The organism is Mycobacterium sp. (genome assembly GCF_965229265.1).
In the GTDB taxonomy this organism is placed as follows: domain Bacteria; phylum Actinomycetota; class Actinomycetes; order Mycobacteriales; family Mycobacteriaceae; genus Mycobacterium.
Genome location: NZ_CBDDIY010000012.1, coordinates 344,888 through 361,035, shown reverse-complemented (window position 1 = coordinate 361,035; position 16,148 = coordinate 344,888). Strand labels below are relative to the sequence as shown.

Here is a 16,148-nt window from a genome sequence, read left to right as displayed (position 1 = left end):
CAAGCACGACCAAAGGAGTGACAAATGCCACTGCAGGACTACATGAAGCTGGTCTCGGTTGACGACCACGCGATCGAGCCGGCCGACGTCTGGACCAAACGGATGCCGGCTAAGTACGACCGCTCACAGATCCCTCACGTAGCAGAGGTCGAAGTGGGCTCGGCCTCTGTGCAATTGGGTGCGACAGCGCACGGTCGTGTCCAGACGTGGGTCTACGCCGGGAAGAATTATCCGCAGATCGGTCTGAACGCGGTGGCGGGCAAGGATCCCCGCACCTGGGACGTGGAGCCGGCGCGGTACGACGACATGCGTCCGGGCTGTTACGACCCGGTCGAGCGACTCAAGGACATGGACGAGGACGGAGTCTGGGCCCAGACGAACTTTCCCAGCTTCGCGCGCTTCGCCGGCACCAGGTTTCTGGAGGGCGAAGACCGGGCCATGGCGTTGGACTGCGTCCGGGCGTGGAACGACTGGATGCTCGAAGAGTGGTGTGGTGCTGCACCGGACCGCTTCGTGCCGATCTGTGTGCTGCCGCTGTGGAACATCGACGAGGCGGTCGCCGAACTGCAGCGGGCGATCGGCCTGGGCGCCCGATGCATCTCATTCCCGGAGAACCCCTCACCGTTGGGCCTGCCGTCATTCCACACCGATCACTGGGATCCGGTCCTGTCGGTCGCGCAGGAGAACGGGATGCCGCTGATGCTGCACTTCGGCACCTCCACGGCCACCCCGTACGTCAGTCCCGATGCGCCGACGCCGGTGCTGGTGGCACAGATGGGTTGCAACTCCATGGGTACCCTGTCCGACCTGTGCTTCTCCCGGACGTTCCATGCGTTCCCGAAACTGAAGGTGGCCCTGGCCGAGGGCGGCGCGGGCTGGATGCCCTACATGCTGGAGCGGATGGACACCGTTTGGGAGCGCCATCGCTACTACGCCAAGGTCGACGCCGAGACCCGACCGTCGGACCTCGCTCGCAAGCACGTGTGGGCGTGCTTCATCTACGACCAGGCCGGCATCGACTTCCGCGACCGGATAGGCGTGGATCGATTGGTATTCGAAAGCGACTACCCGCATTCGGACTCCCACTTCCCGCATTCACGCAAGACCATGGTCGAGATGTTGTCCGGGGTGCCCGACGACGAGGCGCACCGCATAGCCGAACTCAACGCATGTGAGCTGCTGGGCTGGCGGCCCTGGGCGTGAATACTGCGCCGTCACGCGTCAGGGTCGTCCAGTGGGGCACCGGTAACACCGGAATGGTCGCCCTGCGCGCGATTCTCGAATCACCCAACCTCGAGCTGGTCGGGGTGTGGGCCCACAACCCGGCGTTCGCCGGCCGCGATGTCGCGGACCTGGTGGGTCTGGCCGCTCCGCTCGGCGTCACCATCACGTCCGACGCCGAGGCGGTCATCGAACTCGCCCCCGACTGTGTCTGCTACATGGCCAGCGACAGAGGCCGCCACGATGGGGTCATCGACGATGTGTGCCGCTTGCTGTCGGCGGGGATCAATGTCGTCGCCACGACGCTGCCGGTGCTGGTCCACCCGTCAGCCGACGGGGCCGATGTGCGCCAGCGGCTCGACGATGCCTGTGCGGTAGGCGAATCCGCCTTCCTCTGTACCGGCATCGAGCCGGGGTTCATGGCGGATGCCTTGGTGTTGCATCTGACGAGTCTGTCTCGGGACATCACCGGCATTCATGTCCAGGAGGCGATGAATGTCGGCGGCTATCGCGTAACCCGCTGGCGTTCGGGCCTCGGCAACGACATCACCGCCGACGCCGAGCGCTACGTTCCCGGACAGATCGCCCTCAACTGGATGGGGCCGATGACCATGCTCGCCGAGGGTCTCGGTGTCGAACTCGACCGGGTATACGAGGAAAGGAATCTCGCGGCTGCGGGATATGCGTTCACCGTACCCGCGGGCTCGTACGGCCCACATGATGCCGCTGCCCTGCACTTCAAGGTGATCGGCGAAGTCGGCGGCCGAGCGATGTTCGTCATCGAACACGTCTACCGACTGCTCGACGAAGTCGGGCCGCAATTTCCGCAGCCCGTGGATCCGTCCCGGCGAACCACCCGGATCCGCATATCGGGCAGCCCCGACATCGATGTCGATGTCGCGTTGGGGGGAGTCGGCCTCGATGCGACCGATCAGGGTGTCCTGGGAACCGCAATGCGCGCAGTCAATGCGATCCCAGTGGTCACCGCCGCGCCACCGGGAGCGCACAGCCCCATCGATCTGCCACTCATCACCGGCCGCGGGGCAATTCGTAACGATCTGAAAGGTATTTAGTGACAAAGGAATTGAAGGTCGCGATCTGTGGGGTAGGCGACGTGGGCCACTACGCGATCCGTGGGGTGCTGAGCCGCGACGACATGAGGTTGGTCGGCGTTCAGACCTTCTCGGCGGACAAGGCCGGCCTCGATGCGGGCGAGTTGATCGGCTGGGAGCGGTGCGGCACGGCGCTGACGACGTCGGTCGACGAGATCCTGGCTCATAAGCCCGACGCACTGGTGTACTGCGGCAAGAGCCGCAGTTTCGAGCCGGTGCTGCCCTACCTGCGTGCAGGTGTCGATGTCGCATATCTCGGTATCCCTGAACTGCTCCATCCGCGTTCATGCCCGCCGGAGATCCGCGGCCCGATCGAAGATGCGGCGTTGGCTGGGGGAGCGTCGATCATCTACGGCGGCATTGATCCCGGATTCACCACGCAATTGCTGCCATTCGTGCTCACCGCGGTCAGTGAGCGGATCGATCTGCTGACCCTCTACGAGGTTCGCGACTACGACCCGTTGCCGCTGTGGCGGCTCAACGACCTCGGGCTGGGGGTGATGTCGACCGAGGGCTGCAGGTTCCACCGACCCGGCGTCATCGACCACAGCTGGGGTTCGTCGATCCGGGGCTTGGCCGATGTTCTCGGGTGCCCGGACATCGAGGTGGTCGAATTCATCGAGACATACCGCTGCAGTGAGGCTTTCGATGTCCCGGCAAAGCGGGTCGAAGCGGGGGCGGTGGCGGCCATACGGTTCGGGCTGATCGGGACCGTCGACGGTGTCGAGAGATTCCGGCTCGAGCACGTCAACCGTCTACGTCGTGACGTTGCCGAGCATTGGCGTCATCAGGAGGGTTACGGCGTCGAGATCCGCGGCATCCCGGACTATGACCTGCACCTGAGCCTGCGTGATCCCGCAGGCAGGCAAACCCGGCCTGCGTTGTTCGGCACCGCGATGTACGGGATCAATGTCCTGCCGGCGCTGGTGGCCGCCGAGCCCGGAATCCGGACACCGTTCGAGTTGGCCGTGGTCGGTTGCCGCAACGTCGGCGGGCGGCATCAGGACGACAACTGGACGATCTCACCGCACCTCTACGCGCAGCAGGCCGGTGGCTGACTCGGGGGCGTTCGGCCCCCGAGGGGCAGGCCCCCGCTGACACGCGTTGGGCCGCCGGTCGTGCCGTTCGGCGCGCCGGCGGCCCGCCAGTGGCGCAACCGGGCACAGCGGGTCGGGTTGTCGTGGTATTCGGCAGAGTCAGACAGCCCCGGGTAGGTGCGCGGTCGGGCGTGGCTGTGCTGTCAGTCGACTTCGATGACGAGCGCCGCACCCATTCCGCCCCCCGCACACATGGAGAGCACTCCGATGCCACCGCCGCGGCGGCGCAGTTCGTAGATCGCCGAGGTGATCATGCGCGCACCGGTGGCGGCGATCGGGTGGCCGAGGCTGATGCCCGACCCGTACACATTGACGATCTCCTCGTCAAGACCCAGCGCTCGGGTACAGGCGACCGCCTGGGCGGCGAAGGCTTCGTTGATCTCGAACAGCGTGACGTCATCGATCTTCAGGCCGGCGAGGCCGAGCGCCTTCGGGATGGCGTCGATGGGGCCGCTGCCGGTGCGCGACGGCTCGACCCCGACAAAGGCCCAGGACAGCACCTTGGCCAGCGGATCGCGATGCTGGCGGGGGTCGGCGAGTGCGAGGACCGATGCGGCATCGTTGATGCCCGACGAATTGCCCGCCGTCACCGTGAATCCGTCGATCTCGGGGTGTAGAACCTTCAGCGCGCCAAGGGTGTCCATCGTGGTGCCACGTCGCGGGTGCTCGTCCCGATCGAACACCGTGTGGCTGCCGTCGGGCCCAGCGACTGTGATCGGCACGATCTCCTCGGCGAATGCGCCGGCTTCGATCGCCTCGATGGCCCGTTCGTGACTGCGAAGGGCCCAGGCGTCCTGCTCCCGGCGGGTGATCCCGTACTGCACCGCGCAGTTGTGGGCGACCGTGATGGACATGTCCATTGCCGGGGCGTCGTCGGTGGGTGGGTGGGAGAACGAGAACCACGGGTCGACCCAATCGTCTGTCGCCTTACCCGTGGTGAAGGGCTTGCGCTTGCGCCCGACCGGTGCGGTGGAACAGGATTCGGTGCCGCCGGCCAGGACCGCCGCTGCCATACCGGCGCCGATCTGCCCGGCACCGACCGCGACGGCGGTCAGGCTGGACGCACACTGCCGGTTGAGCGCCATCCCCGGCAGATGCGTCAGGCCGAGATCCACCGCTGTGTAACGCGCCATGTCACCGCCACCCTGATAGACCTCGGCCAGGATGAGGTCCTCGAAATCCTCTGGGGCGCAGCCGGAACGGTCGATGGCAGCCGCCACGATCGGCTTGGCGAGTTCGACGGCCTCGGTGTTCGCCAGGGTTCCCCGCCGGGACGTGCCGATTGCGGTGCGGGCCGCGCCGATGATGACGGCGGGGCATTCTCGTGGCATGTCGTCTCTCTCCTACTCGCAGATTCGGAATTCGTGGTGGCGATACCGCCAGCGGCACCGATGACGGGGCCATGCGGACAGTGCGCCGCAACAGCGGGGCCGCAGTGGTCGCGTTGTGCCGCCTAGCGCATCAGCGTCGCGCCACCGTCGACTCGGAACTGCATCCCGGTGACGTACCGCGACTCGTCCGAGGCGAAATAGACCACCGCATAAGAGATGTCCGAGGGCTCGACCCAGGGGATCGGCATGGCCTGCATGGCTTTGAAGCCCTCCAGCGCCTCCTCGGCGGTCGGCTCCGGCAGGTCCGGCCGGAACGCGCGGTACATCGGCAGACTTTGGAGCATGTCGGTGTTGCAGTTGGTCGGGTGCACCGCGTTGACGCGGATCATGCGGGGGGCCAGCCGGCGCGCCAGCGTGGTGCTGTACTCGACCAGCACCCGTTTGGACATGCTGTAACCGGCGCCGCCGAGGCCCTGCGGGCCCGATCCCGACGATGCGCTCGACAACAAGCCGGCCACCGATCCGGTGATGATGATGGAGGCCCCTTCGCCCAGGTGCGGTAGTGACGCATGAACCGCGTTGAGCACGCCGATGAGATCCACGTCCACGGCGTCGACGAACGCCTCGGGGGTGGTGTTCTCGCCGAGTGGGCAGATGCCGGCATTGGCCACGACGATGTCCAGGCCACCGAGTTGGTCGATCCCGTCGGCCAGAGCGGCGGCCAACTCCTTGCGTTCCCGAACGTCGGCCTGGATGGGAACGATCCGCCGGTTGAACTTCTCCACCAGGCGGGCGGTCTCGTCGAGGTCCTCGGGCCTGGCCAGCGGGTACTCGTTGCTGGCGATGTCCCGGCAGATGTCGACGGCGATGATGTCGGCACCTTCCTCGGCCAGATGCACTGCGTGGCTTCGGCCCTGGCCGCGAGCGGCTCCCGTGACGAAAGCGACTTTGCCTTCTACGCGACCCATGCGCTCTTTCCTAACTCTCGTTGTCGTTGTCGTTGACGGCCATCGCGGTGAGCATCACCAGCAGGGGACGATCGGATACGACGTCGGTGTGGCCCGCGGCAAGCGCCGCCCGCACCGCGTCGGGGCTCACCCCGTCCAGGACGGGGTGAGCGCCGTCGAGATGAGCCCGCAGCGGCGCGATTCGGCGCGCGATGTCGTCGAGTTCGCGTAGGTCGGGACTGTCGCGCTCCGACCAGGCCTGCAGCGCCAGAATGCCTTCTCGCACCTCGCCTTCGGTACCGTCGATCGTGATCAGCTTCCCGGCCAGTGCCTCGGCGACGCCGGCGCCGCAGCCGACCACCGAGGGTCGGCCCAACTCCCGGCTGACCACCGCCGCATGGCTGGTGGCCCCACCGACCTCGGTGACGATGCCCCTGGCGGCCAGCATGCCCGACACGTCGTCCGGACTGGTGTGGTTTCGGACCAGGATGACGTCCTCGTCGTCGTCTGCGGCGTCGATGGCCTCATCCACGTCGCAGTAAGCGCGGCCCGAGACCACACCTGGGCACGCCGGCAGTCCGGTAGCCAGAAGTGGAGCGGCTAGCCGTGTTTCCGGTTGTAGAGCCGGCATCAGTAACGATTCGATATGTGCCGGTTGTACCCGGCGGAGCGTCTCCGCGTCGTCGATGATGCCCTCGTGCCGGAACTGCAGGGCCAGGCGGACCGCCGCCTGGGCCGAGCGCTTGGCGTTTCGGGTCTGCAGCAGCCACAGCCTGCCCTCTTCGACGGTGAACTCGATGTCCTGGACGTCGGTTGCGAGGTGCTCGAGTTTGACCGCCGCCGCCATCAGGTCGGCATAGACCTTCGGCTGTTCGTCGTGCAGGGCGGTAATGGGCTCGACGTCGAAGGTCCCCGAGACGACGTCTTCACCCTGCCCGCCGGGCAGCCACTCGCCGAATGGCTGGTTCGCGCCCGTCATGGGATTGCGCGAGAACAGCACCCCGGTGCCGGATTTGTTCGCCATGTTGCCGAATACCATGGCCTGGATCACCACGGCGGTACCCGACGCGGGGTTCAGCCCGTGGTGGGTGCGGTAAGCGACGGCACGGTCACTGTTCCATGATGCGAAGACCGCACCGATGGCGCCGCGCAATTGGTCGTAGGGATCCTCGGGGACCGTCGCGTGCGGTAGCGCCCCGCCGACGATCCGGGTGTACATGTGCTGGAACCGCCTGCGGGTGTCTCGGGCGAACTCGGCGGAATGCAGTTCCACGAGCGCCTGTTCGACCTCGTCGTTGATGCCGAGGTTCAAGATGGTGTCGAGCATGCCGGGCATGGACTGGGCTGCTCCGCTGCGGACGCTGACCAGCAGCGGCCTGGGCCCGCGCCCGAAGGTCCGTCCGGTCTCTCTTTCGAGCCAGGCGATCTTGTCCCGGACGGAGTCTCGCACCACGGTGTCGACGGTGTGGTCCGGGGCGGTGAACCACTCGGTGCACACCGCGGTGGTGATGCAGAAAGCGGGCGGAACGGGAAGCCCGTTGCGTCGCATGCCGTCGATACCGAAGGCCTTGTTGCCCAGTAACTCACGCGGGAGTCCGGCCGTGCCGTCGAGGATGACCACCCGCTGCGCGTCGCTGTCCGCCCTCGGGGGCTGTACCTGTGTCATGTTCGTGGCTCCTCCTGAGTGAGCGTGCGAGGCCTCACCGCTTGACGACCTGGATGTCGGAGGTCTCGATGTCCCATGTCGCCGGGGTGACACCTTCGTCGCGCAGTTGCACCTTGAGCACCTTGCCCGTCGCATTGCGGGGCAGTGCGGACCGGAACTCGACGTAGCGCGGCACCGCGAAATAGGGCAGCCGGTCAAGAGACCACCGGCACAACTGTTCCTCGGTCAGCCGCGCACCCTCGGCCAAGACGGCCGTCACCTTGATGTCGTCTTCGGTGAGTGCGGAGGGCACGGCGTGAACGGCGACGTCGGCGATATCTGGATGCTTGCGGAAGGTCGACTCCAGTTCGTAGCTGGAGATGTTCTCCCCGCGTCGGCGCAGATAGTCCTTCTTGCGGTCGACGAACCAGAACCAGCCGTCCTGGTCGAAGCGTCCGATGTCGCCGGTGTGGAACCACAGGTTCCGCAGGACCGCCATGGTCGCCTCCGGGCGCCGCCAGTAGCCCTCGAACATGACGTGCGGCTTGCGCGGGCGAACGACGATCTCCCCGGCCTCCCCGTCGGGCAGCTCGTTGTCGGTGTCGTCGACGATACGGACGTCGAAGTCGCCGTTGCGGCGGCCTGATGCCCCCAGCGGTGCGTCCAGACCGTTCGGGTTGCTGGTGATGAACGAGGCCTCGGTCAGGCCGAACACCGAGTTGCCGGCCTTCTGCACACCGAACCTGGTCTTCCAGGTCTCGATGAGCTCCGGGGTCCACGGCGCGCCCCCGGCGTGCTTGATCTGACCGTGGCACTCGGCCATCTCGGGGGTGTCGGGCATGGCGGCGATCAGCGTGATCATGGTCCCGAGGATCGAAACCTGCTGGGCGCCAGAGCGTTTGATGTCACCCCAGAATCCCGAGAGGGAGAATCGTGGCGCGATCGAGAGGGTCGCCCGGTTGACGGCCGTGGCCAGCACCGAGGTGCCGGCCGCGTTGAGGTGGAACAGTGGGAGCGGCGTCCACAGGGTGTAACGCGGGTCGCGCATGGCCGCGGTGTTGGCGGCAACGTTGCAGATGTAGTTGTGGCTGATCATGCAGCCCTTGGACGGCCCGGTGGTGCCCGAGGTGTAGATCAGCATCGACAGGTCCGACGGTTCGACCGTCACCGGTTGCGCGAGCGGGGGGGCCGCCGCGATATCGGCCAGCGACCGGGTTGACAGCGAAGGGGGGATCGCTGTTGTCGGGGACTGTCCGCGGACGATGAGATGCTTCAACTCCGGCAACTGGCCAGCGATCTCGGCAATCCTTTGGGCATAGTCGGATTCGGTGACCGCAATGGCGGCTCCGGCGTCACAGACCTGATGGCGGAGATATTCGCCCTTCAGCGCGGTGTTCACCGGAACCCAGATGGCGCCGAGAAAGTTCGCCGCGAACCAGGTGAGGATCGCATCCAGGTTGTTGTCGAGCATGCATACCACGGTCTCGCCGCGGGACAGTCCCAGTGCGGCCAGGGCGGCGGCCCGCTCCAGCGCGAGGTCCCACACCTGCGTGTAGCTGTAGGCATCACCGGCGAAGTCGAGGTAGACCTTGTCGGGCGACTGGTCGACGGCGCGGGCCAGAACGTTGGTGACGGTGTCGGTAGTCGTCGGCGACCACACCGGGAAGTCGCGGTCGTCATGGTAGTCGAGGTCATCAGGGTAGCTGCTCTTCGATCGGGATGAATTCGGGCATAGTCAGACTTCGTCGCAGCCAGTTCGCACCGTCCAGGACTAGGGTGTGACCGGTCAGATACGTCGCAAAGGTGGAGCACATATATGTTGCCGCCCAGCCTAATTCGTGTGGCTCACCCACTCTTCCGCCGGGTATGCGGCTGGCGTCCTGTTCGGGTGTCGATGTCTTGCGTAAGACTTCGGGCAGATCCCCGTGCGGAAACTTGCCGGGCGCCAGGCAGTTCACCCGAATTCCGTGTGGTGCCCATTCCACGGCCAGCGACTGGGTCAGGTTGGTGACACCGGCTTTTGCGGCTGCCGAGTGGGCGGTTCCGGGGCCGCCGGTCCAGGAATAGGTGGCGCCGATGTTGAGGACCGCTCCTGGAGCCGAGCGCCGGAGTGCGCGGCGCGCGAATTCGGTGCTGCACAGGAAGGTACCGTTGAGGACGATATCCACGACGGTGCGCCACGCGTTCGGTGACATCTTGATCGCCTGGGCCGGAAAGTTGCCCGCGGCGTTGTTGATCAGTACATCTGCCGAGCCGAGGTTGCTCTCGACCTGGTCGAACATCGCCTCGACCGCCTCCGGCTCGCGAACGTCGAGTGCCACGCCCAACGCCCTGGCACCCAGTCCCTCGATCGCGCGTACCCCGCTCTCGCGATGTTCGGGCTTTCGGCTTGCGATCGCGACCGCGGCGCCCAGTCGAGCGAACTCCGTGGCGATCGCCCTGCCCAGGCCGGTGCCGCCGCCGGTGACGATCACCACCTGGCCGGCGTAGGTCCCCGCCGGCAGCATGCTGGCGCCCAACGGGGGCGGGGGAGGAAGCGCCATGTCAGCTTCCCTCGCGCCGGGCCTGCAACGCCCGGTTCTTGATCCGGTGGTACTCATCCGAACTGAACAGTGCCGTCTGGGCGATCAACTCCTGACCGAAGCCGTTACGGATCGGTCCGGCCGATGCCTGGTTGACCAACATCTTGCCTATCGACATGGCGAGTACGGGCTGCGCGGCGAGGCGCTGGCCCAGCTGCATCGCGCGCTCGGTGAGCTGGGTGGCCGGCACGACCTCTTCGGCCAGCCCCCAGTCGTATGCCGTTGCGGCGTCGATACGGGCACCGCTCAGGACGAGGTACTTGGCGCGGGCCGGACCGACCAGTGCGGGAAGGATCTGCGTCCCGCCGGTGTCGGGTACCAGGCCCAGCGCCACCTCGGGCAGGCCGAAGACGGCATTGTCGGCGACAATTCGGATGTCCGCACTCAATGCGATCTCAAAGCCGCCCCCGATCGCGGCGCCCTGTACCGCGGCGATGATCGGTTTGGGCGACTCGAGCATGTCCAGCCGGAGACGCTGGTGTTCTCGCACGAACGTGAAATCGTCCTTGCCGTCGGCCCGTTGGCCCAACTCGGCGGTGTCGCGGCCGGAACAGAATGACGGGCCTTCGCCTCGTAACAGCACGCAACGCACCGCGGGATCGTCGAGGTTCTGGTAGACGGCGTCGCGCATTCGCTCGAAGAGTGAGTCGGTGATCGCGTTGTGGCGGTGCGGTCGGTTCAATGTGACGACGCCGACGCCGGCGATGTTCTCGGTCTTCAACTCGGTAGCGGTCACAGTCTCTCCCTATCAGTGGGGCGGCGCAGGCTTCCCAGGCGTCGTGCCGCGCGGCCGAGGTCCTCGCCGGCGCAGAGCGCGTGCGTTCTCTTGACGAAACGGTGTGCGCTGGTCTCCACAGTGAAGCCCATGGCACCGTGGATCTGAACGTTGGCTCGTACGTTGGCGAATGCGGCTCGTCGGCAGAAGGCCGCGGCGGCCAGGACGTGGTAGTCGGATCCGGCGGGGCTCAGCGACTCGTTCAGCGCTGCGAAGAACATCAGGTTGTCGGCGGCCAGTGCGTTGGTCGCCATGTCCGCGCACTTGTGTTTGATGGCTTGGAATGCGCCGATCGGCTTACCGAACTGCACCCTGCTCTTCGCGTGTTCGACCGCCTGATCCGTTGTGGCCTGGGCGATCCCGGCCAATTGTGCGGCCGTGTGAATGAGCACCAACCTGCGTAGCCGGGACAAGGTTTCGCCATCGTCGATACGGGCCAGCGGCGCGCCGAGCTGCGCCTGCGTGATCCTGGCGACTGCCGTCCCATCCTCGATGCCGGGGTGCAACTCCGGATCTTCGGGGATCGGGTGCAGCATCCCGCCGCGCTCGTCGATCACCAAGGCGATGGCTGCCTCTCGTGGCCACATGACCAGTAGCCCGCCATCGGCGGCGACGGCGCGAGCGACTCGTCGGTGGCCTGCGATGAGTTCGGCGGCGAGGTCGGGAGCCCCGGCCCAGTGTGCCAGTCGCGCGGCGGCCAACGTGCTCAGGACGGGACCGGGGACGAGGCCCCGCCCGATCTCGCGGAACACGAAGGCCTCATCGACCAGAGTTGCTCCCGCGCCGCCGATTTCCTCGTCGGCGGCGAGCCCGAGCCATCCCATCCCGGCAAGCTCGCACCATTGGGCGTGGTCGATCTCGGCGGGGCCGCCCTGCAGTGGGAACCTGGCCGACACGAAGTCACGGGTCGCCGCGGCCAGCGCCTGCTGGTCCGGGTCGGGAAGAAAGTCCATTCCGCGTGCCTAACGGTTTCTCGGAAGTCCGAGGATGCGTTCTCCGATGATGTCGCGCTGCACCTCCGAGGTGCCACCGCCCATCGTCGACGCATACGAATACAGGTAGTCAGTGATGTCCGCCGCGTATCGACCGGCGCGGTCCAGCCCTTCGGGGCCGATGAGTTCCATTGCCGCCCGGTTGATCCGCTGGGCGAGGTCAGCGTAGAACACCTTGATCATCGAGCCTTCCGGACCGGGTACGTCGGTGCGCGCGGCGCCGGACACCGTGGCGTAGGTCATCGCCAGCATCGCGAGCACGTCGGCGCGTAACTCGCCGAGTTGCGCCTCGACGCCGGAGTCGTCCATCAGACCGCGTGCTGCGGCATCGTCGACGAGCGTCTCCAGCGCAACGGACAATTCCGTCTGCAATTTCATGAAACCGGTGCCCCGCTCGAAACCCAGCGTGGACATCGCCACCGACCAGCCTTCGCCGATGGCTCCCACCACACTGTCCAGCGGGATCCGCACGTCGTCGTAGAAGACCTCGCAGAACTCGGCCCCGCCGTCCATCGACACGATCGGCCTGACGGTGATGCCCGGGGCGTGCATGTCGCAGATCACCCAGGTCAACCCGTGGTGGCGGGTGGAGTTGGGATCGGTACGAACCAGCAGCTCCTGGAAGTCGGCCATGTGGGCGAAACTGGTCCAGATCTTCTGGCCGTTGACGACGAGTTCGTCGCCCATGATCGTGCCCTTGGTGCTGATGCCCGCCAGGTCGGATCCGGCTCCGGGTTCGGAGAAGCCCTGGCACCAGACCTCATCGCCGGCCAGTATGCGCCGAAGGTGGCGCCTCTTGTGCTCCTCGTTTCCCCGCGCGATCAGGGTCGGCCCACCGTGGTTGACACCCACGAACGCGCATCCAATGCCGGGGCCCCCCGCCCGCGCGTACTCCTCGAACCAGATCAGCTGCCGCACCAGCGGCAGGCCTTGACCGCCGTACTCCCGGGGCCACGCGATGCCGCCGAAGCCGCCCTCGAACTGCGTGCGCTGCCACGCCATGTCCCAGGCCCGCGCACCGGCGTGGTCGGTGGGCCGAGGGTCGGACGGCAGGTTTTCGCGCAGCCATCCGCGTACCTGGTGCCGGAACGCGACGTCCTCGCCATCGAAGGACAGATCCACGTCGCCTCCTCAACTGGGGATTGACCTATCAGATCATATAGATAAACTAGCGCCAAGCAAAGCGGCGGTTGTGGACTGCCGGGCGGCCCGGGCGGATCGAAAACTGAGTTGTCCAAACCAGATGAGCATGCCGATCCGAACGGGCAGCGGGCGGCTTGGCCGCAGATCTCGTGGAGAGGAGGATCCCAGTTGGGCGGCTCGCCGGCGCTACTCATCGACTACGGTGGCGTGCTGACGGCTTCGGTGTACGAACAATTCGCCGAGGCCTGCACCGACCTCGGAGTCGATCCCCAGCTCTTCATCGCCGAGTGCTTCGGCACCGGCCCGGACAGTCCATTCGCGCTGCTCGAATTGGGACTCATCGGGCACGAGGAGTTCTGCGACCGGATCACCCCGCTGCTGTCCGGGTACGCCACCAATCCGGTGCGCGGTCAGGATTGGATGGCGCGGGTGGCGACCGTCACCTGGGACGTCGACGAAGACATGTTGAACGCGGTACGCCAACTCATCAATCGCGGCGTGCCGACGGTCCTGGTGACAAATTCCTGGGGGTCGGAGGACGCCTACCCGTGGGACCTACTTCCCGATTTCACCGCTGCACTGGTGTCCTCTGTGGTGAAAATGCGCAAGCCGGATCCGCGGATTTACGAGCTGGCTGCTCAGAGCGCCGGGCGTGCGCCCGCCGACTGTGTGTTCGTCGACGACGTGGAGTCCAACCTGAATCCCGCGCGCGAGCTGGGGATGCGGACCATCCTGCACACCTCGGCGCTCGAGACGATCGCCGAGCTGGGGCGGATCTATGACTAGAACCGACGAACGGCAAGCTCTGATCGAGGCCTCCCAGCAGGTGATCAACCACAGCGGCCGGTGCGACTTCAAAGTTCGCAACGTGTGCCGCCAGGCGCGGTTGTCGACGAACAGCTTCTATCGGCACTTCAGCGGCAAGGACGAGTTGGTGGTCGCCCTGCTCGAACGTGAGGTGTATGCGTTGGCCGCACAGTTGCAGGCCGAGGCCAACACGGCGCAGACTGCCGCCGAGCGGGTGTGGAACTATGTCACGGCCGAACTCGACCGTGCCGGGGAGTTCCGCTCCGGAGGCGGCTTCCTGGTCGACAAACTCAACTGGCGGACTGTGATGACCGATCATCCCGACGTCCTGGAACGTTGTATCGCCGCCCTGTGTGCTCCTTTGGTCAGCGCACTGGCGGACGGGCACGCCAGTGGTGAGCTGCACTCCGCCGACCCGGTCGCCGATGCGCGCGCCATCCTGTACCTGATCCGCGGGAATGCGCTCGACTGGCCGAACGGATCAGGCCACAATGTGCGCGATGATCTGAAAAGATCAGTTGTGCAATTAATTTCGCGGGCGATCCGGCTGCCCGCCGGTGTCGATGGCTGATCACTACGCTCCGCTGCCGGAGCTCGATGCCGACAACGCGCCCTTCTGGACCGGTGGCGGCGACGGAAGGCTGTTGATCACCCGGTGCGGCAACTGCGCACGCTGGTTGCACCCGCCGGTTCCGGTGTGCCGGTTCTGTCTGTCCACCGACGTCGGGCCGCAGCCGTCGTCGGGCCGCGGTGCGGTACTGACCTACACCGTCAACTGTCAACAATGGCTGCCGACGCTCGCGCCACCGTATGTCATCGCGGTGATCGGACTCGACGACGACCCGGAACTTCGAGTGTCGACCCGGCTGGTCGGCGTCGAGCCGGACGACGTTGGCATCGGGATGCGGGTTCAGGTGGTCTTCGAACCCGCCGGGGACGTGTGGTTGCCGCTGTTCCGGCCGGAAGAGGTATCGAGGTGAGCGCATGTCACCGGCGATACTGATCAGCGGGATCGGTCAGTCCGATATCGGCCGCAGGCTCGGGCGCTCTCCGCTGTCTCTGACCGTGCAGGCCACCCTTGCGGCGGTCTCCGACGCGGGGCTGACGGTTGCCGACATCGACGGCCTGTCCACCTGGCCCGGCACCCACGGTCCAGCGCCCGGCTTCTCCGGCAGTGGTGTCTGGGATGTGAAGGACGCCTTGGGGCTGAAGCTCGAATGGTTCAGTGGCGGAAGCGAGACCGCCGGGCAGTTGGGTGCCGTGATCAATGCGGTGGCAGCCGTCCGGGCCGGGCTGGTGCGACACGTGCTGTGCTTCCGCACGCTATGGGAGAGCACGGCGCAGACAGCCAATCGGCGGGCGTCGGTGATCGGCAGCGGACACGGCCGCATCGACGGCTCGCATCAATGGTTCGTCCCGTTCGGGGCGGTCTCGGCCGCCAACTGGGCGGCCTTGCTGGCGACGCGCCACTTCCACGAATACGGCACCACGCGCGAGCAGGTCGCCGGTCTCGCGATGACTCAGCGCGCGAACGCTGCCCTCAATCCCGCAGCGGTGCTCCGGGATCCGATGACGTTGGATGATTACCTGGCCGCTCGGATGATCAGCGAACCCCTGTGTCTCTTCGACTGCGACATCCCGGTGGACGGATCCACCGCCGTCATCGTCTCGGCGGCCGATTCCGCACCCGACCTCCGGGGCATTCCCGTCCGGATCGAGGCCGTGGGCGCGGCCATTCACGGGCGACCCTACTGGGACCAGTATGCCGACCTGACCTCGATGGCTGCTCACGATGCTGCCGAAAGCCTCTGGCGGGCAACTGATCTCACGCCATCCGATGTGGACATCGCACAACTTTACGACGGCTTCTCCATCCTGACCCTCATCTGGCTGGAGGCGCTGGGGCTGTGCGGCAAGGGGGAGGCTGGACCGTTCGTGGCCGGCGGGGCGAACATCAGCCGCAATGGTCCGCTGCCCCTCAATACCGGCGGTGGGCAGTTGTCGGCGGGGCGGCTGCACGGCTTCGGGCATCTGTACGAGGCCTGCCTGCAGCTGCGGGGCCTCGCCGGCGAGCGTCAGGTCCCGCGCGGCCCCGAGGTCGGCCTTGTCGCCGCGGGCGGCGGATATCTGGGCGGCGCGCTGCTGTTGACTCGGAGTCGATGAGATTTACCGCCGAATATGGTGAAGGGCAACGAATATGAAGGTCAGTGTTGATTCGGCGAAGTGTCAGGGGCACGGCATGTGCGAAGCCGTCGGCGGGGACTTTTTCACCCTCGACGACAGCGGCTACTGCTGCATCGGAGTCGGCAAGACCGTGCCGGCCGGCCTGGAGAGCCAGGTCCGGCTCGGCGTCGAATCTTGCCCCGAAGCCGCGCTGAGCGTCGTCGAGGACTGACGCGGCCCGGGCTTTATTTAATCCGGGGATTGACTAAGAGAATCGCGCGGATCTAGCATGAGACGCAACAGATCACCGCGGCCTCGCGGCTGCGTCGGGAA

General features: G+C 66.4%; 16 protein-coding genes. 8 read left to right on the top strand and 8 right to left on the bottom strand.

Going from position 1 to position 16,148, the window contains the following annotated elements:
- The first annotated feature begins 24 nt into the window (after window positions 1–24).
- The 3 genes from ADBZ9K_RS19450 to ADBZ9K_RS19440 are packed head-to-tail and all read left to right on the top strand — an operon-like array spanning window position 25 to window position 3,391.
- Window positions 25–1,203 (top strand): amidohydrolase family protein, encoded by a 1,179-nt coding sequence (locus tag ADBZ9K_RS19450; RefSeq protein ID WP_526623327.1) that lies wholly within the window; start codon window positions 25–27, stop codon window positions 1,201–1,203.
- On the top strand, window positions 1,200–2,294 hold the full coding sequence (locus ADBZ9K_RS19445) for an NAD(P)H-dependent amine dehydrogenase family protein (protein ID WP_526623325.1): 1,095 nt from the start codon (window positions 1,200–1,202) through the stop codon (window positions 2,292–2,294). Before ADBZ9K_RS19450 ends, ADBZ9K_RS19445 begins: the two co-directional genes overlap by 4 nt.
- Window positions 2,294–3,391, top strand: a complete 1,098-nt coding sequence (locus ADBZ9K_RS19440; RefSeq protein ID WP_526623323.1) for a hypothetical protein — start codon at window positions 2,294–2,296, stop codon at window positions 3,389–3,391. The genes ADBZ9K_RS19445 and ADBZ9K_RS19440 overlap by 1 nt, the downstream gene beginning before the upstream one ends.
- Window positions 3,392–3,573: 182 nt before the next feature.
- Here the strand turns inward: ADBZ9K_RS19440 and ADBZ9K_RS19435 are convergent, their stop codons facing one another.
- From ADBZ9K_RS19435 to ADBZ9K_RS19400, 8 genes are all read right to left on the bottom strand, one after another.
- Window positions 3,574–4,761, bottom strand: a complete 1,188-nt coding sequence (locus ADBZ9K_RS19435) for a thiolase family protein (protein WP_526623321.1) — start codon at window positions 4,759–4,761, stop codon at window positions 3,574–3,576.
- A gap of 122 nt (window positions 4,762–4,883) precedes the next feature.
- Entirely contained in the window at window positions 4,884–5,729 is an 846-nt protein-coding gene (locus ADBZ9K_RS19430) for a mycofactocin-coupled SDR family oxidoreductase (RefSeq protein ID WP_526623319.1), read from the bottom strand.
- Window positions 5,730–5,739: 10 nt separating this feature from the next.
- Complete coding sequence (locus ADBZ9K_RS19425; RefSeq protein WP_526624248.1) at window positions 5,740–7,329, bottom strand: pyruvate, phosphate dikinase; 1,590 nt, start codon at window positions 7,327–7,329, stop codon at window positions 5,740–5,742.
- A gap of 79 nt (window positions 7,330–7,408) precedes the next feature.
- Window positions 7,409–9,013: an AMP-binding protein gene (locus ADBZ9K_RS19420; RefSeq protein WP_526623318.1), complete on the bottom strand. Its 1,605-nt coding sequence runs from the start codon at window positions 9,011–9,013 to the stop codon at window positions 7,409–7,411.
- Window positions 9,014–9,047: 34 nt separating this feature from the next.
- A complete protein-coding gene (locus ADBZ9K_RS19415) occupies window positions 9,048–9,896 on the bottom strand; it encodes an SDR family oxidoreductase (protein ID WP_526623316.1) in 849 nt (282 codons plus the stop codon).
- Between the two features lies 1 nt (window position 9,897).
- Window positions 9,898–10,671, bottom strand: a complete 774-nt coding sequence (locus tag ADBZ9K_RS19410) for an enoyl-CoA hydratase/isomerase family protein (protein ID WP_526623314.1) — start codon at window positions 10,669–10,671, stop codon at window positions 9,898–9,900.
- Entirely contained in the window at window positions 10,668–11,663 is a 996-nt protein-coding gene (locus tag ADBZ9K_RS19405; protein WP_526623312.1) for an acyl-CoA dehydrogenase family protein, read from the bottom strand. The genes ADBZ9K_RS19410 and ADBZ9K_RS19405 overlap by 4 nt, the downstream gene beginning before the upstream one ends.
- A gap of 9 nt (window positions 11,664–11,672) precedes the next feature.
- Window positions 11,673–12,824: an acyl-CoA dehydrogenase family protein gene (locus ADBZ9K_RS19400; RefSeq protein ID WP_526623310.1), complete on the bottom strand. Its 1,152-nt coding sequence runs from the start codon at window positions 12,822–12,824 to the stop codon at window positions 11,673–11,675.
- Window positions 12,825–13,013: 189 nt separating this feature from the next.
- On the opposite strand from ADBZ9K_RS19400, the gene ADBZ9K_RS19395 reads away from it, so the two are divergent.
- The 5 genes from ADBZ9K_RS19395 to ADBZ9K_RS19375 are packed head-to-tail and all read left to right on the top strand — an operon-like array spanning window position 13,014 to window position 16,047.
- Window positions 13,014–13,631 carry an HAD family hydrolase gene (locus tag ADBZ9K_RS19395; RefSeq protein WP_526623308.1) on the top strand — a complete coding sequence of 206 codons (618 nt, stop codon included), beginning with the start codon at window positions 13,014–13,016 and terminating at the stop codon, window positions 13,629–13,631.
- Window positions 13,624–14,223: a TetR/AcrR family transcriptional regulator gene (locus ADBZ9K_RS19390; RefSeq protein ID WP_526623306.1), complete on the top strand. Its 600-nt coding sequence runs from the start codon at window positions 13,624–13,626 to the stop codon at window positions 14,221–14,223. The genes ADBZ9K_RS19395 and ADBZ9K_RS19390 overlap by 8 nt, the downstream gene beginning before the upstream one ends.
- Window positions 14,216–14,632 (top strand): Zn-ribbon domain-containing OB-fold protein, encoded by a 417-nt coding sequence (locus tag ADBZ9K_RS19385; RefSeq protein ID WP_526623304.1) that lies wholly within the window; start codon window positions 14,216–14,218, stop codon window positions 14,630–14,632. The genes ADBZ9K_RS19390 and ADBZ9K_RS19385 overlap by 8 nt, the downstream gene beginning before the upstream one ends.
- A gap of 4 nt (window positions 14,633–14,636) precedes the next feature.
- Entirely contained in the window at window positions 14,637–15,815 is a 1,179-nt protein-coding gene (locus ADBZ9K_RS19380; protein WP_526623303.1) for a thiolase family protein, read from the top strand.
- Window positions 15,816–15,849: 34 nt separating this feature from the next.
- Entirely contained in the window at window positions 15,850–16,047 is a 198-nt protein-coding gene (locus tag ADBZ9K_RS19375) for a ferredoxin (protein WP_526623301.1), read from the top strand.
- The last annotated feature ends 101 nt before the right edge of the window (window positions 16,048–16,148 follow it).